Raw genomic sequence first — 23,247 nt, 5'->3', positions numbered from 1 at the left:
TCTCCCTTTTATATCTCAGTTTCTTTCTTTACACCTTTCTCTATCTCTAAAATCTTTGTCAGAACTTGCTTGGCTTGTTTAAAATCCTCGGCCTCAATCGCATCATTCATAACTTTTAGCTCTGAAGCCACATCACCATATGCAGTATAAATGGCCTGGTCCTTTTTCGATAAGCCATCCCATATTTTCGGTTTCTTAGCCTCTACATAAATTGTTCCGAAACTCTTTTCCATCTCCCTTAACTCCGCTAAATACAGTGGATTACAAATATCCCCATTCAGCTTTAAATCTGACCATTTTGCGTAATTTCGTTTGAAGTCTAGTTCTACTTTTAACGGTCCTGTTCCTTTTTCATCATGTGCACAATCTTGAAGCACGAATAACAGTATCCCAATAAACACTAAAAGCATTGCTAAGACTATCCATAGCTTCTTCTTTTTTGATAAATTTCTCATCCCATATCCTCCCGTTTTTCACAATCTCAGCAAGTATATCATAAAAACAAGTTGATTTTGTGTGCTTGAAGCAACGTTCGATTTTCTGTCACATTTGCGTTTTATACCATCCATAGCTCCCCTCAAAAAAGTCTCATCAATCTATCAGTTGAAGCAAAGTAAATATACCTCAAAACCCTTTTTTGGCGGGCTTTTTCACCACACACAAAAAAAGGTAGCACTCCGTAGAATGCTACCTTTCTTATCCATATCATCATAAAAAATATGGAAAAATCTCTATTAGTAAAGCTATTTAAAATCATAAAAAAATCATTTCATCACTAGAATTATGTCATTTTGCTTAGATTTATAATTCACAAAATCACTGCTATCTATAAATTCTCAACTAAACCAACCTTGCACACCATTAGAAACGTAGCTTCCAATGCCTTTAAAGAAAGAACCTACTGCTTGAGCGGAAAGTGCAAACCAGTTTGCCTTTTCGACATCGCCAGCAGTTAGTACTTTAATATTTTCTGTTTGTGTTCCATCAAGATAACCTAATTTGTCACCATCTTTTAAGGATACTTCCATTTCGCCAACTTCCGTATTCTTTTTAACTGGTGCTTCTAAGGTTTTTTCTTTCAGTTTAACTTTAGTGCTTAATTTAGGTTCATTGTCGTTTTTTGGTACAACTAGCTTCACAGCATCTTTTGTGATAAGTCCAACTATGTCTTCCTTACCTTTATCTACAGCGATTGTAGAAGGATTTTTCACTTTCGAGCCTGCTTTTTGTACTTCTTTTACCTTGAAATTGTTAAATGCATAATCTAGCATTTTGTTTGTTTCGTCAAAACGAGCACTCGTATGTTCACCTTTACCACCGCCGTTAGCATGAAGTACCACGGTAACAACTCGCATGCCGTCTTGTACAGCTGTTGCAGTCAAACACATTCCAGCGTAATCAGTAGTTCCGGTTTTCAAGCCATCGACACCTTTACGACCGTAAATTAATCCTGGTAGTAACCAGTTCCAGTTCGACATATCAATTTGGTCAGATGTGCCTTTACGGAATTCTTTTTTCGTTGTACTAGCTGTTTTAAGAACATCAGGATAATCATCAATTAAGTGTTTCGCAAGCTTTGCCATCCCGCGAGCCGTCATCTTGTTCTCATCTGTTGGACCGCCCACTTGCTGGCCACCTTTTAAATCTTCATTGTTAAGTCCAGTCGAGTTAACAAATTGGTGATCGCCTAGTTTTAATTCTTCTGCTTTTTTGTTCATTAAATCAACAAATTCTTTTTCAGAACCCGCTATTTTTTCAGAAATGGCAATCGCAGCCCCATTCGCGGAATAAATCGCCATAGCTTCATATAATTCTTGAACACTATACTCTTCACCTAATCTAAGTGGAACATTCGATAAGGAAGTATCTTGAGAAACTTTGTAGGCATATTCAGAAATAGTTACTTTATCGTCCCATTTCAATTGTCCTTTATCAATAGCTTCAAGTAATAAGTATTCATCCATCATTTTCGTCATGGATGCGATTCCCATTAGCTTATCAGCATCTTTTGAATATAAAATTTTACCAGTACTCTCTTCAATCGCGATTGCTGCGTTTGCATTTACATTTGGTGCTTCCGCGGCTTGTGCTGCTTTCGGACTTACTAAAAAGCCACTTACTGCAAGGGATGCTGCCATGATTACGATCCCTGTTTTTTTAATTATGTTTTTCACTGCAACTTCTCCTTCATTTGAGCAAATTATTGACTCATTTTATCTATATTTTAATCAAGAAACCTATTTTAAAATTCCCTTTTTGAATAAGTTTCATTTTTTTGACGGATACTTTCATATTTTACCATGATTTAGTAGTGCCGTATATAAAACTTTTCGCCCAAAAACCAAATTTTCTAGCGAACGATTGGCAGAAGAATATGTGACGGAAATTCAGGACTATGATAAATCGTTTGGCTCGCGATTTGGCTTTCGGTTGAATTAATAAAACTATCGCCCGTATTTGGGTTTGGATCGAATCTAGGGAAGTTACTTGAAGAAATTTCAACGCGAATTTGGTGCCCTTTTTCAAAAAGATTACTTGTTGCCCATAAATCAATTGTATATTCATTAATTTTGTTTTGCACATTATCGCCGTGTTGTTTGTTAGCCCGGATAATGCCGTCTGCTAGGTTAAAGGCTGTCCCATCCGGGAAAACATCGACTAATTTAGCGGTGAAATCAGTGTTTGGCGCATCTGTTTTCGCCCATAGTTTTACTTGGATTGGTCCTGTAATTTCTAGCGACTCTTCAAGTGGAGCAGTTGAATAGCAAAGAATATCGTTGCGCAACTCTAGGTGTTGTTGATCTCTGGGACCATCCGCATGTAGCTCTTTGTGTAAAGTTCCGCCGCCGTTTGAAGGCACCGGATTTTCCGGGTCATAACTGAATTTTGCTTCTGACTCTTTGGTTGGCGGAGTGAATTCTGCGCTTACTGTGCCTGTTTTAAAATAAAGTGGTATCGTAACTGTATTTTCGGGTGGCCAAGTTTCAGCTGTTTTCCAATCGTTTAAGCCCATAACAAAATAATTAACTGCCGCCATTTCAGGTAGTGGCTCTTGTTTTAGCCAGTGATTGAACCATTCTATATGTCTTGCATGCATACTTGCCTCGCCCCATTTAGTAGCAGCTATGCCAAAGTCTCTATCTCCAATCATTTGTGCAAAATTGGCATGAGTCCATGGTCCGATGACTAATTTATCTCCAAGCTTACGGCTGTGACCATTTTGGAAATTAGCGATCGTTTTATCTAAAAAGCAGTCGTACCAACCGGCTACATGAAGCCCTGGAACATTGATTTTATCGTAATTGCTTTTCGCATCGATTTTTTGCCAGTGATTGTGGGTTGGTTCATAATTAAGTAACTCTGAAAAGTAAGGCATTTCTTCCCGCCCAATTGCTGGCCAGTCTTTGTATGGTTTAAATTTATATAATGATTCGAGATTATCTAGGTTTTTCATTAATGTATTTGCTGCTTGTTCTTGTTCTTCACGTGTACTGTATTTGCGAGTCAGCATGTTTGGAAGCATTGATTCTAAATTCCACGTTTCCCACATACCAAGCTCGAGCGCACCGTCATGGTCGTTAAACACGTCAGTCATACTATTTTGCGCCATAATTGGAGCAATAGTTTTTAGATGCTTATTACCGCTTATCGCAGCCAATATTTGCGTATAACCATAGTACGACAACCCGAACATTCCGACAGCCCCATTAGAATAAGGCAAATTAGCTGCCCATTCAATTGTGTCATATCCATCATCTACTTCTGCTATGTAAGGTACAAATTCGCCTTCTGACGTGTATCTACCACGAACATCTTGAACTATCACAATATAACCTTGCTCTGCCAAAATATTAGGACGGAGAAAATGGAGCCCATATGATTTGCTATAAGGCAATCTTGTAAGCAAAACTGGGTACTTTCCTTCATCGGCTGGACGATATATATCTGCGTAGAGAGTCACCCCATCTCGCATTTTGGCTGGAATATCTGTTTCTATTATTAATTGATTATGTTTCACGTGAAACATCTCCTTTTTAATATTGATTGCCATTTTATTGTTTCGTATACAGCAGACTATGTCAAACAAAGCGACCCACTCGATATGAGTGGGTCGCTTTGTTTGCGCTTATTTATCTAGCTTTAATTTTGCTAATGCTTCGGCCATTGGGTTGTTAAAAGGTTCATCATCTTGCTTGTTTTGTTTTTTCATAAACTTGGCCACATCTGTTTTGGATACATTTTTGTTTTTCTGTTTATTGCGACGCTCTTGGAAGGCGGTTAGCTTTTCACGATGTCCGCAAACACATACAAAAATCTGTTTATCCCCTTCACCGCGCATTTCCATACGTTTATGGCAGTTTGGACAGCGCGCATTGGTCGTTCTTGAAAGTGATTCACGATGACCACATTCACGGTCCTGACAAACGAGCATCGTTCCGCGCTTACCTTTCACTTTTAGCATTGGCTTGCCGCAATCCGGACATTTTTGTGATGTAATGTTATCATGACGGAATTTTTTATCGTTTTGCTTTATTTCTGTTACTGCTTTTTTAGCATAATCCCGCATTTCCGCAGTAAATTTACGATAATCTAGTTCTCCTTTTGCGATTTTGGATAGCTTTTGCTCCCATCGCGCCGTTAGTTCAGGGGATTTTAAATCTTCTGGAACTAATTCGAGTAATTGCCGTCCTTTAGATGTAATGTGAATTTCCTTGCCTTGTTTTTCTAAGGCAAAACTATTGAAAAGTTTTTCGATGATGTCTGCTCGTGTAGCAACTGTTCCAAGACCACCTGTTTCGCCAAGAGTCTTGGCCAGTGCTTTACTCGTTGTTTCCATATATTTTGACGGATTTTCCATTGCTGACAGTAAAGTTGCTTCATTAAATCTTGCTGGCGGCTTTGTTTTTCCTGTTTCTAAATTTACACGCTTAACAGGAATTTTGTCGCCTTTTTTCATTTTAGTCAGTTGATCGGGTTCAGGCGCCTCGCCGTATATGCTTTTCCAGCCTAGGGACTTAACAACCTTACCTTTTAAAGTAAAGTCTTCTTGACCGATTTTTGCTTTTACAGAGGTTTCTTCATAAATATAAGGGTCCGAAAGTACTGCTAAGAAACGTTTAACTACCAAATCATAAATTTTCCGTTCTTTATCGCTTAAATCTCCGAGTGAAACGGGTTGCTCGGTCGGGATAATGGCATGATGGTCACTTACTTTGCTGTTATCTACAAACGATTTATTTGCTTTAATTGGTTTACCACTGATTTGGCGGGCAGCTTTGGCATTTTCGCCCACACCACAAGCTTCTAAACGCTCTTTTAGAGTAGGGACAATATCAGTTGAAATAAAGCGTGAATCAGTTCGCGGATAAGTTAATACCTTATGCCGTTCGTACAAGGTTTGCATAATATTAAGCGTTTCTTTCGCTGAAAAATCATATCTATTATTGGCATCACGTTGCAATTCGGTTAAATCATATAGCCCGGGTGAAAAAGTTTTCTTTTCTTTCATAGCAACGTCTGTAATTAACGCCGTTTCGCCTTGTAAAGATTTTACTAGTTTTTCAGCTAAATCCTTATCAAAGGTTTGTCCATTGTTCCACGTGAAACTTTCTTGCTCTGTTAACGCGGTAATTCTGTAGTATTCACGCGGTTTAAAGTTTCGTATTTCTTCTTCACGATGCTGAATCATTGCAAGCGTTGGTGTTTGCACGCGACCACAGGATAGTTGTGCATTGTATTTGGTTGTTAACGCGCGTGTAGCATTAATCCCTACTACCCAGTCAGCCTCAGAGCGCGCCACAGCAGAGTGATACAGGTTTTCGTAAGCATTTCCTGGTTTTAAATGTTCAAATCCTTCTCGTATCGCCTTATCTGTTACGGAGGAAATCCATAATCTTTTTAGAGGTTTTTTGATTTTCGCATAATCAATAATCCAGCGAGCTACTAGTTCTCCTTCTCGCCCTGCATCTGTTGCAATAACAATGGTAGTTATATCAGTACGGTTCATCAATTTTTTAACTGTTTCATATTGCTTTCTTGTTTGTTTAATTGGTTCTAGTTTCATTTTTTCTGGAAGCATTGGTAAGTCTTCCATGTTCCAATTCTTGTATTTAGGATCGTAGCGTTCTGGATCGGCCAGTGTTACTAAATGCCCTAACGCCCATGTTACTACGTATTTTCCGCCTTCTAAATAGCCATTTTTTCCTTGCTTAGCCCCGAGCACGCGGCCTATATCTTTACCGACAGACGGTTTCTCTGCCAGCACTAGTGTTTTTGTCATCTGTCAAACCCTCTCTTCTATCTTATTTTGCTGCCTCTTGTTGCAATACTGCCAAGAATTCAGCACCATATTTATCACGTTTCATCGCACCAATCCCTTTAACTTCAAGCAGCGCATCTTCCGTTTGTGGCATATAAGCACACATTTCACGTAAGGTTTCGTCTGAAAAAATGATATAAGGCGGTACTTTGTGTTTCGCTGCTAGTTCTCTCCGAACCTCTCGTAATTTTTCGAAAAGATCACTGCTTACATCCATTTTAACTTTTTCGGCACGTTTTGCTTGTTTACGCTCTACCTTTAGCTCGCCTCGTAGTACAGATATTGCTCGATCAGTAAGTTTAAGCGAAGGAAATTGACTATCTGTAGGCTGTAAATATTTTTCTGCTGTAAGGTAATCGATTAGTTGCAATACATCTTTTTGCGATGCATCTTTCATTAATCCATAGGTGCTAAGTTCTTCAAATCGCCAGTCTTTCACTTTTTGATCAGCAGAACCTGTTAGAACCTTGGCAATTAATACTTTTCCGAAACGTTCGCCCATTCTTTTTATACATGAAAAAACTTGTTGCGCTAAAATTGTAATGTCTGTCGTCTCTCGCGTATCCAGACAATTGCTACACTTCCCGCAGTTTTCCTCGTCGTCACCAAAATACTGAACGATATACTTCTGCAAACAAATTTCTGTATAACCATAACCCGTCATTTGGCGTAACTTAGCGAATTCATTTTGTTTACGTTCATCATCCATTTCGGATTGCTCAATTAAAAACTGTTGAATACGACTATCTTGCGGAGAAAAGAGCAGAATACAATCGCTTGGAACGCCGTCTCGACCAGCCCTGCCTGCTTCTTGATAATACGCCTCGATATTGCGGGGAATATTATAATGAATGACAAAGCGCACATTGGATTTGTTAATGCCCATTCCAAAAGCATTCGTTGTTACAATTACACGAATATCATCATATAGAAACTTCTCCTGCCAATCTTTTCGGGCAATATCAGTCATTCCGCCGTGATACATACCAGATTCCACGCCTTTTTTAAGCAAGAAACTGTGTATTCGCTCTACTTCTTTTCGTGTAGACGCATAAATAATACCTGATTCCGTCGAATTTTTCGTTAAATAATCAATTAAATATTTGTCTTTATCTTGACCTTTTACTACTTGAAATGCTAAATTATCTCTGGAAAATCCAGTTTTGATAACAGAATTTGGTTTTATTTTTAAAAGACGGCAAATATCGTCTGAAACAGCTTGAGTTGCTGTAGCAGTAAGCGCGATAACAAGCGGACGCCGAGTCATTTTGTCTAAACTATCGCAAAGGCTCAGATAGCTTGGTCTAAAGTCATGACCCCACTGAGAGATACAGTGCGCTTCATCAATTGCAAATAACGCAATAGGCACTTGCTCGATTAATCGCTGAAAACCTGGCGTTTCAATTCGTTCTGGAGCAATATAAAGCATCTTTAGCTCTCCAGAAAATGCAGCATCTAACCGAATATCTATTTCTCTATTAGTAAGTGTACTATTAATAAAAGTAGCTGCAATGCCATCTGAGACTAGCGCATCTACTTGATCCTTCATAAGTGAAATTAGCGGAGAAACGACAATGGTTAAACCGTCAAAAAGAAGTGCTGGTATTTGGTAACAAAGTGACTTCCCGCCGCCAGTTGGCATGATTGCGAGCGTATCTTCACCAGCTGAAAGTTTCGATATAACATCTATCTGTCCATCTCGAAAGTCTTGATAACCAAAATTTTGCTGTAAAATAGCTCTTGCTTGTTCTATCATTATCTTTTTTCACGCCTCCTCTATAGAAACAGTATAGCGGTTTTAAGAACTTAATTGAAGCTTTTTGAGGAAATTCGTTTTTTCTGGGGGTTTTCTTATTTTATAGAAGAAATTAAAAAGCAGAAACCTCTTTTGGAAGAGATTTCTGCTTTTTCGACCTTAAGAAATGCTATAGTTCGGTGCTTCTTTTGTAATTTGAATATCATGTGGGTGACTCTCGCGTAGTCCGGCACCAGTCATACGAACGAACGCCGCCTCTTCACGAAGATGTCTTAAATCAGGTGAGCCAGTGTAGCCCATGCCTGAACGAATACCGCCAACTAATTGGAAGATAATATCTGCCACGGAACCTTTGTAAGGAACACGCCCTTCGATACCTTCAGGAACAAGTTTTTTTGCATCAGCTTGAAAATAACGATCTTTAGAACCGTGCTCCATTGCTGCCAAACTACCCATACCACGATAAGTTTTAAATTGACGACCTTGGAAAATTTCTGTTTCACCAGGACTTTCATCTGTTCCAGCGAGCATACTTCCTAGCATAACTGCATTTCCTCCAGCAGCCAACGCTTTTACGATGTCGCCAGAGTATTTAATACCGCCATCAGCGATAATCGTTTTACCAAATTCGCGTGCAACAGTCGCGCAATCATAAATAGCTGTGATTTGTGGTACCCCAACCCCTGCAACAACACGTGTCGTACAGATCGAACCAGGACCAATACCAACTTTAACAATATCCACGCCAACTTCAAATAGAGCACGTGCTCCTTCAGCTGTTGCAACGTTTCCGGCAACAATTACTACATCTTTAAAAGTTTGACGGATTTCAGATATTTTATTAATAACGCCTGCTGAATGTCCGTGCGCAGTATCAATTACAATCGCATCTACACCAGCTTCGATTAATTTTTCAACACGAACAAAAGTATCATTTGTAATCCCAACAGCAGCTGCTGCAAGGAGTCTGCCATGCTTGTCTTTAGCAGAGTTCGGGAATTCAATTACTTTTTCAATATCTTTAATAGTGATGAGACCTTTTAGGATGCCCGCTTCGTCAACAAGTGGTAATTTCTCGATGCGGTGTTTTTGCAAAATCTGCTCAGCTTGTTTTAAAGTAGTGCCAACTGGTGCTGTCACTAGGTTTTCTTTGGTCATAACATCTTTAATGACTGTAGAATAGTCTGAAATAAAACGTAAATCACGGTTGGTTAAAATCCCAACTAGTTTGCGCTCCTTCTCGTTATTGACGATTGGAACACCTGAGATACGATATTTACCCATCAAATGCTCTGCAGCAAAAACTTGGTGATCTGGAGTCAGATAAAATGGATCAATAATAACGCCGCTTTCGGAGCGTTTAACTTTCTCGATTTCTTCCGCTTGTTGTTCAATACTCATATTTTTATGAACAACACCGATTCCGCCTTGGCGCGCAATTGCAATCGCCATTTTAGCTTCCGTAATTGTATCCATTCCGGCACTCCAAATTGGTACATTTAATTTGAGTGATGGAGCCATTTCTACACTTAAATCTACATCATTGGGTAATACGTCCGATTTCGCTGGAACGAGTAGAACATCATCAAATGTTAAGCCTTCTTTTGCAAATTTTGTTTCCCACATGGGTCGCAAACACTCCTTTTTTTATTGGTATTAGCTTTTTTTATATAGAAAAAACGCATCATCTTCTCTTTATTTGTATAAAGAAAAAATGGTGGAAAATATCCACATCATGCGACTTGTCTTCTATAATCATGCTGAAATAGCCAATGTATATTTTTAGTTATTGAATATGATGTTACAAGAAGCTAGGGGCTATGTCAAGAAGGTTTTCCGTTATTGTTTTATTCAGAAAATATAGTAAAAAATGTTTCACGTGAAACATTTTAAAAAGCCGTTTAAGATTACTATCTTAAACGACTTCACTATTTATTAATTTGTTGTATAATGTTAGATTTTCTTCATCAAAACAAACAAATCGTACTTCTTTTATACTTGAGTCATACTCTTCTTCCGCCCATTTGCGAACGGTATAAAGCGCGACTTCAGCTGCTAGTTTTTTAGGAAAACCATATACACCGGTAGAAATATTAGGAAAAGCAATCGTAGTTAAGTCTTTTCCGGCCGCTAAATCCAATGCTTTCCAGTAACAAGATGCTAATTTGTTAGCTTCTTGGTGCTCACCGTCTTTCCAAATCGGTCCCACTGCATGAATGATAAAATGCGCTTTTAAATCACCTGCAGAAGTGATTACCGCCTCACCCGCTGGACAAGAACCAATGCGATTAATAACTTCTTGGCATTCTTTTAATAAATCAGGACCAGCTGCTTGATGGATAGCACCATCCACTCCGCCCCCACCTAGGAGTCCTGGATTAGCAGCGTTCACAATGACGTCCACATTTTGTTCTGTAATATCGCCTTTTACAACTGTTATCTCCATACCATCACCTCTTTTCTTCATTCTAATTTATTTGAAGAGTGATTTCCAGCAAGGCGATTATCCTCGTTTACTAATGGCATAGCTGTAGTTACCTTCATACACTGTTAATTGCTTATTTTCGAGCCAAATTACTTTAGAACAGAGCTGATCAATAAAATAACGATCATGTGACACAGTAATAATTGTCCCGGTAAAAGTCCGGATTGCTTCTTCCAACACTTCACGAGATGCAATATCCAAGTGGTTGGTCGGTTCATCAAGAATAAGTGTATTCACAGGCATATTAATAAATTGAGCTAATCTAAGTCGCATCCGCTCGCCGCCGCTAATATTCGCGACTTTTCGGAAAACCATCTCCCCGTAAAACATAAAACCTGCTAGCATTTGCCTTGCTTCTCCCTCTGTCACTGCCACCTTATCTCGAAACGCTTCAAGCACTGTCATTTCTTCATTCAACTCTTCCATTTGTTGTGACAGCGAGGCGATTTTCACACTTGCTCCGACCTTCATCATTCCGTTATCCGGCTCCACTTTTCCTTCTATTATTTTTAGTAAAGTGGATTTTCCGGCACCATTTTCACCAATAATCGCCACTCGCTCGCCTTGTCTAATTTGTAAAGAAACATCCTGCACAATTTCTTTTTCGCTAAAAGATTTATTTAAATTCTCCATCACAACTACGTCTTGTCCACTTCTGCTAGCTTCGTCAAATTGTAATTGCATTTGTTTTTGTGTTAATACAGGGCGCTTCACTTTTTCCATCCGTTCTAATGCTCGTTCCATATTTTTTGCCCGGCGGAACATGGCGTCGTTCGGCGGATTGGCTTGCATAGCCCACTGGCGCAATCTTTTTATGGCTTGCTGCATTTTTTTGATTTTCTTTTGTTGATCTTTATAGTCTTGGAATTCGCGTAATAGTCGTTCTTCCCGTTCTTTTAAATATCCGGAAAAATTCGTATGATAAACGATTAACTCGCGGTTCTCAAGCTCTACCATTTTCTGGACTACTTCATCTAAAAAGTAGCGATCATGAGAAACTACCAACACAGTTCCAGCATAATGTTGTAAAAACGTCGTCAACCATTCCACTGCCATTAAATCCAAATGGTTTGTTGGCTCATCCAAAAGTAACAAGTCCGTTTTCTGTAATAATAAATGGGCTAATGCTGCTTTTGTTTTCTCACCGCCACTTAAATCGCCCCATTTTTGAGGCAGTAATGCTCCAATACCAAGTCCATTGACCACCTTGCTCAAGTTAGCGTCCATTTCATATCCACCGAGCTCACCAAACAAAGCCATTTTATCTCCGTAGCGGTTCATTAATTTTTCGCTTGAATTTGTTGCCATTTCTTCTTCTAATGCTCGTAATTCTTTTTCCAAATCCTCTAACTCGCCAAAACTAGTTCGTAAATATTGTTCTACTATTATATTAGGATCCACCGTGGATAATTGCTCTAACAGCCCGATTTTCGCACCCTTTTTGCTGGTTACAATCCCGCTATCAACGCCCTCAGTTCCTTTTAAAATCTTCAAAATAGTACTTTTCCCTTCGCCATTACGACCAATTAAACCGACACGCTCGCCTTCCTCTAATTGAAGAGATACTTTCTCTAAAATAATATCTCCGGTAAAACTTTTAACTACATCATTCATTGCTACTATTGTCATTTTATCCTCCATTTATCCAAGGAAGCATGGCAAAATGTTTCACGTGAAACATTTTTTTAGACAACAAAAAAGCGTCAGACAAGCGCCCGACGCCAATTATAAGTATAATACTAATTTAGCACTATACAAACCGATTGCGTGACTCCATGCTTCTCTCATTTTTTCTAGTTATACAGTTTTTTGGGCAGACTTCACCAATGTAACTGCAATACCGGAAAAAATTGCACGGACAATATACAAAAATTTAGCTATACTAGTTCGCGCATTCAAAAGAAACATGTCATCTCACCTCTTTTCATTAATACATATAGAATAAGGGATGCTGCCTCAAATGTCAATTGTTCTCCCAATCACATGCACGAAACACAGCGTTTCAACTCAGAAACTTATACCATTGATATGAAACACGAACCCAAAGCACCAAAATCTATTTACCAATTAGTCGAAACCGTTTACATTAATAAGGCAAGCAAAACAAAAAACAGACTAATCGCACATAATTTTTGGAGGTGCCATAATGGAACATAATAAGTTGAAACCTTTCCCAAAAGATTTTCTATGGGGATCAGCTTCTGCAGCGTACCAAGTAGAAGGTGCCTGGGATGAAGATGGCAAAGGACCATCTGTATGGGATGAATTTGTTCGTATTCCTGGAACAACATTCAAAGAAACAAACGGAGACGTAGCGGTAGATAATTATCATCGTTATAAAGAAGATGTCGCGCTAATGGCTGAACAGGGCCTAAAAGCATATCGTTTCTCTGTCGCATGGAGTCGCGTTATCCCGCATGGTAACGGGGAAGTTAATGAAGCTGGACTAAAATTCTATGATAATTTGATTGATGAACTTCTTTCTTATGGAATTGAGCCAGTCGTTACACTTTACCACTGGGATATTCCGCAAGGACTGCAAGACGAATATGGTGGATGGGAGTCGCGCCAAGTTATTGAAGATTTCACTAACTACTCCGCCCTTCTATTCGAACGCTTTAACGGCCGAGTTAAATACTGGGTAACACTTAATGAACAAAACGTATTTATCTCACACGGTTACAAATTAGCGTATCACCCACCTGGCGTTTCTGACGACAAGCGTATGTTTGCGGCAAATCACAATGCGAACTTGGCGAATGCTTCTGCAATTGCTAAATTCCGCGAGTTAGGTATTTCTGGAAAAATCGGACCAAGTTTTGCTTACGGACCAAGTTACTCCATCGATGCCAACCCAGCAAACGTGTTAGCTTCTGAAAACTCCGAAGAATTCAATGCCCATTTCTGGATGGATGTTTACACATGGGGTGAATATCCTACCGCTACTTGGAACTGGCTGGAAGAGCACGGTCTTGCACCGGAAATCTTACCAGGCGATACCGAACTTCTGAAAAAAGGGAAACCTGATTTCATGGGAGTTAACTATTACCGCTCAATGACTCATGCATTTAATGGGAAAGACGGCGTTGGTTCTGGGAAAATGAATACAACTGGCGAAAAAGGCACTTCCGAGGAAACTGGTGTACCGGGGTTATACAAAAACACCAATAATCCATACTTAGAAAAAACGAATTGGGACTGGGACATTGATCCAACTGGCTTGCGCATTGGCTTACGTAGAATTACTAACCGCTATAAATTACCAATCATGATTACAGAAAATGGTCTTGGTGAGTATGATAGCTTGACGGAAGACCACAAAATCCATGATGAGTACCGGATTGAATACATTCGCGCCCATGCTCTAGCAATCCAAGAAGCAATCACTGACGGTGTAGAAATGCTAGGTTACTGCACTTGGAGCTTCACAGATTTACTAAGCTGGCTAAACGGCTACCAAAAACGTTACGGTTTCGTATATGTTGACCGCGACGAAAACGATGAAAAAGAATTAAAACGCTATAAAAAAGACAGTTTTTACTGGTATAAAAAGACAATCGAAGCAAACGGAGCTAATTTAGTAGAAGAACAGGGCAAATAAGCCTTGTTCTCTCTCTGCTTCAACCATTTTGGGAGGGAAATTTTAATGAAAAAAATATTACTTGTATGTGCGGCCGGAATGTCGACAAGTTTACTCGTAACTAAAATGAAAGCGCACGCAACCTCTATTGGGGAAGAAATTGAAATTGAAGCATTGCCAGTATCAGAAGCTAGCAGCGTGGTAGATAAAATGGATATTGTTATGCTTGGACCTCAAGTCCGTTACCAAAAACCGCAAGTAGACGAACTCGTACAGGGACGTATTCCGGTTATTGTAATTGATATGAAAGATTATGGTATGTTAAATGGGAAAGCCGTTCTTGAAAAAGCTTTCGCGGAGATTGGGTAAGGAATTTTCATTTAAAAATAGGGAGGTTTTAAAATGAGTATAATGTCAAAATTCGAACACGGCATGGAACGTGTTTTAGTACCAGTAGCGAATAAATTGAACTCACAACGCCATATTGCAGCAATTCGTGATGCATTTATTTTAGTTTTCCCATTAATTATGGCCGGTTCAATTATCACTTTGATTAACTTCGCAGTGTTATCACCAGATGGCTTTATTGCAAAAATTTTATTCCTAGGGAAAATCTTCCCTAATTTAGCAGATGCACAGGCTGTATTTTCGCCGGTAATGCAAGGTTCTACCAATATTATGGCGATTCTGATTGTATTCTTAGTCGCACGGAATCTCGCCATCTTCTTTAAACAGGATGATTTGCTCTGTGGGCTTACCTCGATAGGTGCATTCTTTATCGTCTATACGCCTTATACAGTTGTTGATAACGCATCTTACATGACAATCAAATTCTTAGGTGCACAAGGGCTTTTCGTTGCTATTATCGTAGCGATTATTACTGGGGAAGTATTTAGTCGTCTAGCTAGATCCCCTCGTTTAATGATTAAAATGCCTGACCAAGTACCACCAGCAGTTGCTCGTTCTTTTAAAGTATTAATTCCAGTTATTATCATCACGATTCTTTTCTCTGTAATTAACTACTTAATCACTTTAATCGCTCCAGAAGGTTTAAATGACCTTGTTTACACAGTTATTCAAGCGCCACTTAAAGACATGGGAACTAACGTATTCTCTGTAATTATCATTGGACTTGTTTCTAACTTACTTTGGGTTCTTGGTATTCACGGACCTAACACAGTTGCGGCTATTCGTGACACCATCTTCACTGAACCAAACTTAGATAACTTATCTTACGTAGCACAACACGGCTCTGCTTGGGGAGCTCCATACCCTGCAACATGGGCTGGTTTAAATGACGGATTTGCAAACTATGGTGGATCTGGTATGACTCTAGGTTTACTGATTGCTATCTTTATCGCTTCTCGTCGTGCAGATTACCGCGATATTGCAAAACTTTCTCTTGCACCAGGGATTTTCAACATCAACGAACCTGTAATTTTCGGTTTACCAATCGTATTAAACCCAATTATGGTTATTCCTTTCATCATTACACCAGCAATCAATACATTAATTGGTTACTTCTTTATCTCAACAAAACTTATTCCACCTGTCGCCTATCAAGTGCCTTGGACAACTCCAGGACCACTGATTCCATTCCTTGGTACAGGAGGAAACTGGCTCGCGCTTCTGGTCGGCTTACTCTGTCTAGCCGTCGCAACAGTCATTTATCTACCATTCGTACTTGTATCTAACAAAATTGCCGCGAGTGATGCTGCAATGGATAAAAATGCAACAGCCTCAACGGAACAATAGGATGTGACAAAATGAAAATTGCAGCATTTGATATTGGTGGAACGGCCCTTAAAATGGGGGTCGTTTTGCCGCATGGTGAAATTATATTAACAAAATCAGCTGAAATAATCGCTAGTGATGGTGACCAGATTTTAGCAGAAATGAAGCTGTTTCTTGCTGAAAATACGGACGTGACAGGGATTGCCGTTAGCGCACCCGGCTACGTCAACCCAAAAACCGGACTCATCACAATGGGCGGCGCTATCCGCAGATTTGATAACTTTAATTTGAAAGAATGGCTCGAAGCGGAAACCGGTCTTCCTGTTGCCATCGAAAATGACGCCAACTGCGCCCTACTTGCTGAAAAATGGCTTGGAAAAGGACAAGATTTGGATGATTTTCTTTGTTTAACTATCGGAACTGGGATTGGTGGCGGAATTTTTTCTAATGGCGCATTAGTTCGTGGTGGCCGTTTCCGGGCTGGTGAATTTGGTTATATGTTTAGCGAACGCCCAGGTGCTTTTCGTCCTGGAAAATATACATTAAATGAAACTACTACTATGCTCGTTCTTCGCAGACAATATGCCCAGCTAACCGGACGTCCGTTGAAAGAAATTACTGGAGAAGAGATTTTTGCAAATTATGATGCGCATGATCCTATCTCAGAACGACTTATTAATGAGTTTTATACCGGAATTTGTACGGGACTTTATAATCTGATTTACCTGTTCGATCCAACGCATATCTTTATTGGTGGCGGAATTACAAGTCGCCCTACTTTTATCACGGAACTAAAGCATCATATGGCGAGCTTCGGGCTTCGTGACACGATTATCGAAACAGCAACCCATAAAAACCAAGCTGGCCTACTCGGCGCAGTGTATCACTTTTTACAGGAGGAAAATAGACATGAATGAAATGGAAACAGTAATTTTTGGCATGATTAGTCAAGTTGGTTCTGCGAGAAGCAGTTACTTAGAAGGGCTTCGTGCGGCTCGTGAAGGCAATTTCGAGGAAGCGGAAGCAAAACTACAAGAAGGCAGCGAAACTCTTGCAAACGGTCACCACGAGCATCATAAGCTAATCCAAAAAGAAGCTTCCGGTGAAAAAGTGGAAATTCAGTTATTGCTAATTCATGCAGAAGACTTACTCATCACAACAGAAACATTAAGAGAAGTTGTCACTGAGTTTGTTCACGTATACAAGAAAATAAGCTAATAAAAAAGCGTGTAGACGACAAAATCTACACGCTTTTTATTATTCTAGCTGTTCTTGATTATAATTTTTCTTCGCCATCGCTTCTAGTAAAAACAACACCGGAATTTGCGTCGTAATATTCGTCTTATCAACCATTTCTTGCGTGACGTAATACGGGATATTGACATCAGATAGCTCGGCAAGCGTATTATGGCTTGTATTGGTGATACTAATAATCCGACTGCCATATTGCTGCATATTTTGCGCCTGTTCAAGAACCTGGTCCGTCTCACCAGACACAGATAATATAATCATCACTGCTTTATTTTTAAATTGCTCTCCCGGGTTAGGATAAAATGGATCTTTAATATAAAAAGTTCGCTTCTTCATATTGGAGAAAAAACGACTGCCATATTCTGCTAAAATTCCTGAGGTTCCGATTCCGAAAAAAACGACTAAATCGGCTTCATTAATAATTTCCGCCGCCGCGTCTAGTACATGATCGTAATCTCGATTCATTGTCCGTTCAAAGAATTCCTCTAAAACTTCCACTGTATCTGCTGTTTTTTTCTTTACCTCGCGTGTCGCTTCTTGTTTTAGCTTCACTTTAAATTCCGAGAAGCCCTCACAGCCTAATTTTCTAGTAAAACGAACGATGGAAGCTGGCGAAACATGCGTTACTTCCGAAAGTTCGCGCACTCTCATAAACATAACTTTGTCCCGATTGTCCATTATGTAACGGTATAAATGGTGTTCTGTCTCTGTAAATTGCCTAATCACTTCATACGAAAACATAAATTTATTCACCTCATCTGTATCAGTATTTCCCGGGAAATAAAAACAGGTGACCACCTCGCAATATGCAATTTAGGTCACCTGTCCGTGTCCATCTTCTTATAAGGATGGAATATTTTTCTTTTTCTTCACATAGAAACGTAGGGCAATAATAATTGCACCACCAACTGTGTTAACAATCGGACTTAACGCTACATTGATATTTGGAGGAATTGTCACTTGAACAATTGTCATTACAAACATCCATACCGCAATGACTCCAACTGCTACTAGTAAGTATTTTATCGTTCCACCTTTTTGGCCTGCACGCATATTAGATGCGTATTTACGTAAGATAAGCATTGCAAAACCACCGACAACAGCAGTGATTACTAAGACAATAATTCCTAAAGTTTGTGCATTTTTTTGGAAATAAGCACTAATTCCAGAAATCAGCATCATCGCTCCAAGTACAAGGAGTCCGCCGTCAAGTACAAGCCACCATTTGTCTGTATTTTGCTCAACTGGTGCAGCTTTTACATCTAAAGAAACAACATATTCTGTTGGTGTTAAATTAAATAATTTTCGCGCTGTTATGCCTTTTTTCTGTTCGGCTAAAATCTTTTCACACATTTCGTAAATAATGATTTCTTGTTGCTCTTCATCGTAATGAGTTCCTCGCAAATGCTTTTCAACTTCCATTACGTATTGCAAATTCCGCTTTGTTAAACTAGCCTTTAAATCAGCTACTGGCGGTTTATTCATTTCTGTGGTCAATGCTAAATCCTCCCTCACTTATTCTACCCTCTATTATACCGGACTTACCTACTATAAAAAAGCTATTTTTTTAATTCGTTTTAGACATTTGGAAAAGTCCGCGCATTTTGTTTAAAATGTAAAGTGCTAAAACAAAACTAGCAATCGTCGCCCCGATTCCCCACGAAAGATAACCAATAAAACTTAATTCTGTATCAGCCACCGCTAGATTCGCTGTTGCCATACCAATAAACAGTGAGAACAAGATAAGAAACGGCCATTTCACCCAAGAAAAAGCAAATAAATAACCATTACGCTCGATATGTTGTTTTTTGTATAGAACTAAAATAGCAAGTACCATACAAACGCTTAACACCCCGCTAAAAATAACCGCTCCGAGCGAGGCCGATTCAAAAGAAAATGGAGAAAATACATTCACATAGTCCTCAAACCTAAGGAGATTAGTCATCCCAGCTTCTCCTCCATGTGGCCAAATATATTTATATAGATTATCCAAAGTTGGATTCAACACATTTGGTAGTAACATTACACCAAAAGCCACCACAGCAGCTGCAATAGGCGATCCAATTAGTAGTCCAATTAAAATAGCGACTAAAAAGATAAGAATATAAGTAAATAAACCACCCACAATATCTGTCCAAAATTTCGCCATTTCTAACTGTATATACTCTGTTGGTATATGCCTGAAAAAGTAAGTTAAACCAATTCCAATAGACACAAGATAACTAAGCGTAATCGTAGCTATCCCCATAATCATTTTAACGCCAATAATATGCGTCCGCTTATATGGCAAAGATGCCGTAAATCGATTTGCCCGAGTATATCGCTCAAAGATAACCGCTAACACCCCAAGAATAAACACACTTGCTTTAATTAAAGTAAAAAACATCTCTAATTGAAAATAAAACATAAAAGGCATGTACTCAACATATTCTTCTTGCACAAAATTTGTATACATCGGAATAGCTAAATAAGCTACTGTCAAACTCGTTTTCATTTCTTCATCAGAAGTTTTAAATTCCGGGTTTTCTTTTTGTTGTTTTATAAAGTCACTAGATTCGTAAAAATCCTTTTGACTTTGCCACCGTTCTGCATCTGAAACGAGCCCTAAAGCAATCCCCAGAAAAAACAATATCGCTACTCCTAGAAGCATCCATCTCATATTACGCCACTCTCGATACCATAACCCTCGATTAAACATTATTCGCTTCATCCTCATTTATATGTCTTTAAATCTCGTAATAATCAATCTTGTCATTCGCTAAATGAACCGTAAAAATATCCTCTATAGAAATAGCCATTTCTTCAAATAAAACTGGTTCCTCTAGTCGCAATTTCCGAACAAATTCACTGGCATTTTTTGTAACTAAAAGCGTGTAAATTCTCCCATTTCGATATAATAATTGCGCATTGTTTTTTACGAAATCAGGTATTTTCTTTGTTTTAAAAGCTACCTGGATTTTCACTGCATCATTTCGCATGTCATCTAAATAATAATCAAGCTCCAAATGAGCCCCTTTTAAAACAATGACCCGATTCGCAATAGCTTCTAGTTCATCCAAACGGTGAGAAGCAATTACCACGCTCATTTCGCGCTTTTTCACCGTGTCTTTTATAATCGCTAAAATTTGCTTTTTAATAATAATATCTAGCCCATCCATAGGTTCATCTAGTAATAAATAACGCACATCTAAAGAAAAAGCTAAAATAATGAAAAATAAAGCTTTTCGTCCTTTCGAAAAAGACATTAATTTCGCCTTCATTGGTAATTCGAATTGTCGCATTAAATCATTGAAAAAAGTTTCATCAAAAGTCGGATAAATTTTCCGATAAATCTTGACGACGGTTTGTACACTATATGTATTAAAGTGATTCATATTGTCTTCCAAGAAAAACAACTGCTGCTTGACTTCAGGATGTTCAAAAATACTTTTCCCGTCTAAAAAAACATCTCCCTCATCAGGCAAATAAATTCCCGTCATTGTGGAAAAAAGCGTCGTTTTCCCAACACCATTTCTTCCTATAAGTGCTGTTATCTCTCCTGCTTTCAAACCAAATGAAATATCCTTCAAAACCAAGTTGTCTTCCATCTTTTTAGTTAAGTTCCGAATCTCCATTTTTTCACCTCTTGCACTCATTATATAAGTTCAGTAGTATTTTTTCTACATTTTTTAAAATTTTCTGCACTATTGTAAATCACAAATCAATTATTATACTAATTTCACATATTGCGGTAAAATATCTCTATATGAACTTATTTAAAACCCCTGAGGTGAAAACATGATAAAACTTGATATGACGATGCTCGATTCTTTTAAAGAAAACGAAGCTCTCCGGAAATACTTATTTTCTGGTCATTTTGGTTTGGAAAAAGAGAATATACGCGTAACTTCTGATGGAAAATTGGCTCTTACGCCTCATCCAGCAATTTTTGGCCCAAAAGAAGATAACCCCTATATTAAAACCGATTTTTCGGAAAGCCAAATTGAAATGATTACGCCAGTGACCGACTCGATTGACGCTGTATATGAATGGCTTGAAAATCTTCATAATATCGTTTCACTACGCGCAGAAAACGAACTGCTTTGGCCTTCTAGCAATCCGCCAATTTTACCAGCAGAAGAAGATATTCCCATCGCAGAATACAAAACGCCTGACAGCCCTGATAGAAAATATCGCGAGCACTTGGCTAAAGGCTACGGTAAGAAAATCCAATTATTATCCGGAATTCACTATAATTTCTCTTTTCCTGAAGCGCTAATTGACGGGCTTTATGCCGAAATCAGCCATCCTAACGAATCTAAACGCGACTTTAAAAATCGCTTATATTTAAAAGTAGCTAAATATTTCATGAAAAATCGTTGGTTGCTTATTTATTTAACTGGCGCAAGTCCAGTTTATCTCGCTGATTTTACAAAAACAAAAAGCGAAGAAGTACTGAACGATGGTAGCAAAGCGCTTCATCGCGGGATTTCCCTTCGCAATAGTAATGCCGGCTATAAAAACAAAGAATCGCTTTTCGTCGATTACAATTCATTTGACGCTTATATTTCGAGTATTTCCAACTACATTGAAGCTGGTAAAATCGAAAGTATGCGCGAATTTTATAATCCAATCCGTTTAAAAAATGCCCATACTGATCAAACTGTTGAAAGTTTAGCTAAGCATGGCGTAGAATATTTAGAAATTCGCTCGATTGACTTAAATCCACTTGAACCAAACGGAATTTCCAAAGATGAACTTATTTTTATCCACCTATTTTTAATCAAAGGTTTGCTTTCGGAAGATCGTGAGCTATGCGCGAACAACCAACAACTAGCCGATGAAAACGAAAATAATATCGCGTTAAACGGCCTTGCACAGCCCGCAATTAAAAACTGTGATAACGAGGAAATGTCCCTTGCTGATGCAGGACTTTTAGAATTAGACAAAATGAGCGACTTCATCCAAAGTCTAATTCCTAACGACAACCATTTCCAAGCAATCATCGAAAAACAAAAAGAACGCCTGCTACACCCTGAAAAAACGATTGCTGCACAAGTACAAGCACAATCAGCTATAGAAGGTTACGTCGAATTCCATTTAAACCAAGCAAAAACTTATATGGAAGAAACAGAGGCGCTGGCTTATAAACTCGTTGGCGCAGAAGACATGGAACTTTCCACACAAATCATTTGGAAAGACGCCATCGCACGCGGCATCAAAGTTGACGTATTAGACCGGGCAGAAAACTTCCTTCGCTTCCAAAAAGGCGACCATGTGGAGTATGTGAAACAAGCCAGCAAAACTTCTAAAGACAACTATGTATCTGTGTTAATGATGGAAAATAAAGTTGTCACCAAGCTTGTACTAGCAGAGCACGGCATTCGCGTACCATTTGGCGATAGTTTTAGCGTTCAAGCGCTTGCACTTGAAGCTTTCTCTTTATTTAAAGATAAGCAAATCGTCGTTAAACCAAAATCTACCAACTATGGTTGGGGTATCAGCATTTTCAAAAACAAATTTACGCTAGAAGATTACCAAGAAGCTTTAAATATCGCATTCAGTTACGATAGCTCCGTCATTATCGAGGAGTTCATTCCTGGCGACGAGTTCCGTTTCTTAGTCATTAACGACAAAGTTGAGGCTGTTTTAAAACGCGTACCAGCTAACGTAACTGGCGACGGAATCCATACAGTGCGCCAACTGGTTGAAGAAAAAAACACCGATCCATTGCGCGGAACGGATCATTTAAAACCACTTGAAAAAATCCGTACTGGTCCTGAAGAAACTTTAATGCTATCCATGCAAAATCTTTCTTGGGATAGTATTCCTAAAGCAGAAGAAATCATCTACCTTCGCGAAAATTCCAACGTCAGCACAGGCGGCGACAGCATTGACTATACCGAAGAAATGGACGATTACTTCAAAGAAATAGCTATTCGCGCCACCCAAGTCCTTGACGCCAAAATTTGCGGCGTAGACATAATTGTTCCACGTGAAACAATTGACCGCGATAAGCACGCTATCATCGAGCTAAACTTCAACCCAGCGATGCACATGCACTGCTTCCCTTATCAAGGTGAGAAGAAAAAAATTGGTGATAAGATTTTAGATTTCTTATTTGAATAAAAAAATCCCAGCTA

19 protein-coding genes are annotated in these 23,247 nt (G+C 38.9%); 7 read left to right on the top strand and 12 right to left on the bottom strand.

What is annotated here, in order from left to right; all coding sequences use genetic code 11:
- Positions 1 to 8 precede the first annotated feature (8 nt).
- The 8 genes from AC4PG8_RS11280 to abc-f all read right to left on the bottom strand — a co-directional run bounded on the left by AC4PG8_RS11280 (position 9) and on the right by abc-f (position 12,189).
- Positions 9 to 455, bottom strand: a complete 447-nt coding sequence (locus AC4PG8_RS11280; protein WP_203574713.1) for a hypothetical protein — start codon at positions 453 to 455, stop codon at positions 9 to 11.
- Between the two features lie 381 nt (positions 456 to 836).
- Positions 837 to 2,174, bottom strand: coding sequence for a D-alanyl-D-alanine carboxypeptidase PBPD1 (pbpD1, locus tag AC4PG8_RS11275; RefSeq protein ID WP_492170377.1), 1,338 nt, complete (start codon positions 2,172 to 2,174; stop codon positions 837 to 839).
- Positions 2,175 to 2,350: 176 nt separating this feature from the next.
- Positions 2,351 to 4,018, bottom strand: a complete 1,668-nt coding sequence (locus AC4PG8_RS11270; RefSeq protein ID WP_492170376.1) for a CocE/NonD family hydrolase — start codon at positions 4,016 to 4,018, stop codon at positions 2,351 to 2,353.
- Between the two features lie 108 nt (positions 4,019 to 4,126).
- Positions 4,127 to 6,280 (bottom strand): DNA topoisomerase III, encoded by a 2,154-nt coding sequence (locus AC4PG8_RS11265; RefSeq protein WP_492170375.1) that lies wholly within the window; start codon positions 6,278 to 6,280, stop codon positions 4,127 to 4,129.
- A 22-nt stretch (positions 6,281 to 6,302) separates the two neighbouring features.
- Positions 6,303 to 8,075 (bottom strand): DNA helicase RecQ, encoded by a 1,773-nt coding sequence (recQ, locus tag AC4PG8_RS11260; RefSeq protein ID WP_492170374.1) that lies wholly within the window; start codon positions 8,073 to 8,075, stop codon positions 6,303 to 6,305.
- Positions 8,076 to 8,234: 159 nt separating this feature from the next.
- Positions 8,235 to 9,701, bottom strand: coding sequence for an IMP dehydrogenase (guaB, locus tag AC4PG8_RS11255; RefSeq protein ID WP_003722118.1), 1,467 nt, complete (start codon positions 9,699 to 9,701; stop codon positions 8,235 to 8,237).
- 289 nt (positions 9,702 to 9,990) lie between these two features.
- Entirely contained in the window at positions 9,991 to 10,521 is a 531-nt protein-coding gene (locus AC4PG8_RS11250; RefSeq protein ID WP_070752237.1) for an ADP-ribose-binding protein, read from the bottom strand.
- Between the two features lie 57 nt (positions 10,522 to 10,578).
- The gene (gene abc-f / locus AC4PG8_RS11245) at positions 10,579 to 12,189 is read right to left on the bottom strand and encodes a ribosomal protection-like ABC-F family protein (protein WP_185541070.1); all 1,611 of its coding nucleotides are present in this window, start codon (positions 12,187 to 12,189) and stop codon (positions 10,579 to 10,581) included.
- 180 nt (positions 12,190 to 12,369) lie between these two features.
- Here abc-f and AC4PG8_RS11240 point away from each other — a divergent pair, with 180 nt between their 5' ends.
- From AC4PG8_RS11240 to AC4PG8_RS11215, 6 genes are read left to right on the top strand one after another with little or no spacing between them, the layout of a single operon-like run.
- The gene (locus AC4PG8_RS11240) at positions 12,370 to 12,717 is read left to right on the top strand and encodes a hypothetical protein (protein WP_185539140.1); all 348 of its coding nucleotides are present in this window, start codon (positions 12,370 to 12,372) and stop codon (positions 12,715 to 12,717) included.
- Positions 12,707 to 14,161 carry a glycoside hydrolase family 1 protein gene (locus AC4PG8_RS11235; RefSeq protein WP_003772804.1) on the top strand — a complete coding sequence of 485 codons (1,455 nt, stop codon included), beginning with the start codon at positions 12,707 to 12,709 and terminating at the stop codon, positions 14,159 to 14,161. Before AC4PG8_RS11240 ends, AC4PG8_RS11235 begins: the two co-directional genes overlap by 11 nt.
- Before the next feature lie 45 nt (positions 14,162 to 14,206).
- A complete protein-coding gene (locus AC4PG8_RS11230; RefSeq protein WP_003725315.1) occupies positions 14,207 to 14,509 on the top strand; it encodes a PTS sugar transporter subunit IIB in 303 nt (100 codons plus the stop codon).
- A 33-nt stretch (positions 14,510 to 14,542) separates the two neighbouring features.
- Positions 14,543 to 15,895: a PTS sugar transporter subunit IIC gene (locus tag AC4PG8_RS11225; RefSeq protein WP_003725316.1), complete on the top strand. Its 1,353-nt coding sequence runs from the start codon at positions 14,543 to 14,545 to the stop codon at positions 15,893 to 15,895.
- An 11-nt stretch (positions 15,896 to 15,906) separates the two neighbouring features.
- Positions 15,907 to 16,791 carry a beta-glucoside kinase gene (gene bglK, locus AC4PG8_RS11220; RefSeq protein WP_010991440.1) on the top strand — a complete coding sequence of 295 codons (885 nt, stop codon included), beginning with the start codon at positions 15,907 to 15,909 and terminating at the stop codon, positions 16,789 to 16,791.
- Positions 16,784 to 17,092 carry a PTS sugar transporter subunit IIA gene (locus AC4PG8_RS11215; RefSeq protein ID WP_003725346.1) on the top strand — a complete coding sequence of 103 codons (309 nt, stop codon included), beginning with the start codon at positions 16,784 to 16,786 and terminating at the stop codon, positions 17,090 to 17,092. Before bglK ends, AC4PG8_RS11215 begins: the two co-directional genes overlap by 8 nt.
- 39 nt (positions 17,093 to 17,131) lie before the next feature.
- On the opposite strand, the gene AC4PG8_RS11210 is transcribed toward AC4PG8_RS11215, so the two are convergent.
- The 4 genes from AC4PG8_RS11210 to AC4PG8_RS11195 all read right to left on the bottom strand — a co-directional run bounded on the left by AC4PG8_RS11210 (position 17,132) and on the right by AC4PG8_RS11195 (position 20,739).
- Entirely contained in the window at positions 17,132 to 17,866 is a 735-nt protein-coding gene (locus AC4PG8_RS11210) for a MurR/RpiR family transcriptional regulator (RefSeq protein WP_010991441.1), read from the bottom strand.
- A 99-nt stretch (positions 17,867 to 17,965) separates the two neighbouring features.
- The gene (locus AC4PG8_RS11205) at positions 17,966 to 18,610 is read right to left on the bottom strand and encodes a DUF1129 domain-containing protein (protein WP_033533809.1); all 645 of its coding nucleotides are present in this window, start codon (positions 18,608 to 18,610) and stop codon (positions 17,966 to 17,968) included.
- 82 nt (positions 18,611 to 18,692) lie between these two features.
- Entirely contained in the window at positions 18,693 to 19,823 is a 1,131-nt protein-coding gene (locus AC4PG8_RS11200; RefSeq protein ID WP_070752233.1) for an ABC transporter permease subunit, read from the bottom strand.
- Between the two features lie 28 nt (positions 19,824 to 19,851).
- Positions 19,852 to 20,739, bottom strand: coding sequence for an ATP-binding cassette domain-containing protein (locus tag AC4PG8_RS11195; RefSeq protein WP_003764405.1), 888 nt, complete (start codon positions 20,737 to 20,739; stop codon positions 19,852 to 19,854).
- 163 nt (positions 20,740 to 20,902) lie between these two features.
- Here AC4PG8_RS11195 and gshAB point away from each other — a divergent pair, with 163 nt between their 5' ends.
- Entirely contained in the window at positions 20,903 to 23,233 is a 2,331-nt protein-coding gene (gene gshAB / locus AC4PG8_RS11190) for a bifunctional glutamate--cysteine ligase GshA/glutathione synthetase GshB (protein WP_492170373.1), read from the top strand.
- Positions 23,234 to 23,247 lie beyond the last annotated feature (14 nt).

The sequence above is a fragment of the Listeria sp. MAN/IMW/UF555 genome, from assembly GCF_058684075.1.
This window is presented reverse-complemented; position numbering and strand designations above follow the sequence as displayed.

What these genes read in the sequence shown, in the direction of transcription:
- AC4PG8_RS11280 (WP_203574713.1), bottom strand. Translation starts at nt 455, where the DNA reads ATGAGAAATTTATCAAAAAAGAAGAAGCTATGGATAGTCTTAGCAATG.
- AC4PG8_RS11265 (WP_492170375.1), bottom strand. Translation starts at nt 6,280, where the DNA reads ATGACAAAAACACTAGTGCTGGCAGAGAAACCGTCTGTCGGTAAAGAT.
- recQ (WP_492170374.1), bottom strand. Translation starts at nt 8,075, where the DNA reads ATGATAGAACAAGCAAGAGCTATTTTACAGCAAAATTTTGGTTATCAA.
- guaB (WP_003722118.1), bottom strand. Translation starts at nt 9,701, where the DNA reads ATGTGGGAAACAAAATTTGCAAAAGAAGGCTTAACATTTGATGATGTT.
- AC4PG8_RS11250 (WP_070752237.1), bottom strand. Translation starts at nt 10,521, where the DNA reads ATGGAGATAACAGTTGTAAAAGGCGATATTACAGAACAAAATGTGGAC.
- abc-f (WP_185541070.1), bottom strand. Translation starts at nt 12,189, where the DNA reads ATGACAATAGTAGCAATGAATGATGTAGTTAAAAGTTTTACCGGAGAT.
- AC4PG8_RS11235 (WP_003772804.1), top strand. Translation starts at nt 12,707, where the DNA reads ATGGAACATAATAAGTTGAAACCTTTCCCAAAAGATTTTCTATGGGGA.
- AC4PG8_RS11230 (WP_003725315.1), top strand. Translation starts at nt 14,207, where the DNA reads ATGAAAAAAATATTACTTGTATGTGCGGCCGGAATGTCGACAAGTTTA.
- AC4PG8_RS11225 (WP_003725316.1), top strand. Translation starts at nt 14,543, where the DNA reads ATGAGTATAATGTCAAAATTCGAACACGGCATGGAACGTGTTTTAGTA.
- bglK (WP_010991440.1), top strand. Translation starts at nt 15,907, where the DNA reads ATGAAAATTGCAGCATTTGATATTGGTGGAACGGCCCTTAAAATGGGG.
- AC4PG8_RS11215 (WP_003725346.1), top strand. Translation starts at nt 16,784, where the DNA reads ATGAATGAAATGGAAACAGTAATTTTTGGCATGATTAGTCAAGTTGGT.
- AC4PG8_RS11210 (WP_010991441.1), bottom strand. Translation starts at nt 17,866, where the DNA reads ATGTTTTCGTATGAAGTGATTAGGCAATTTACAGAGACAGAACACCAT.
- AC4PG8_RS11205 (WP_033533809.1), bottom strand. Translation starts at nt 18,610, where the DNA reads ATGAATAAACCGCCAGTAGCTGATTTAAAGGCTAGTTTAACAAAGCGG.
- AC4PG8_RS11200 (WP_070752233.1), bottom strand. Translation starts at nt 19,823, where the DNA reads ATGTTTAATCGAGGGTTATGGTATCGAGAGTGGCGTAATATGAGATGG.
- AC4PG8_RS11195 (WP_003764405.1), bottom strand. Translation starts at nt 20,739, where the DNA reads ATGGAGATTCGGAACTTAACTAAAAAGATGGAAGACAACTTGGTTTTG.
- gshAB (WP_492170373.1), top strand. Translation starts at nt 20,903, where the DNA reads ATGATAAAACTTGATATGACGATGCTCGATTCTTTTAAAGAAAACGAA.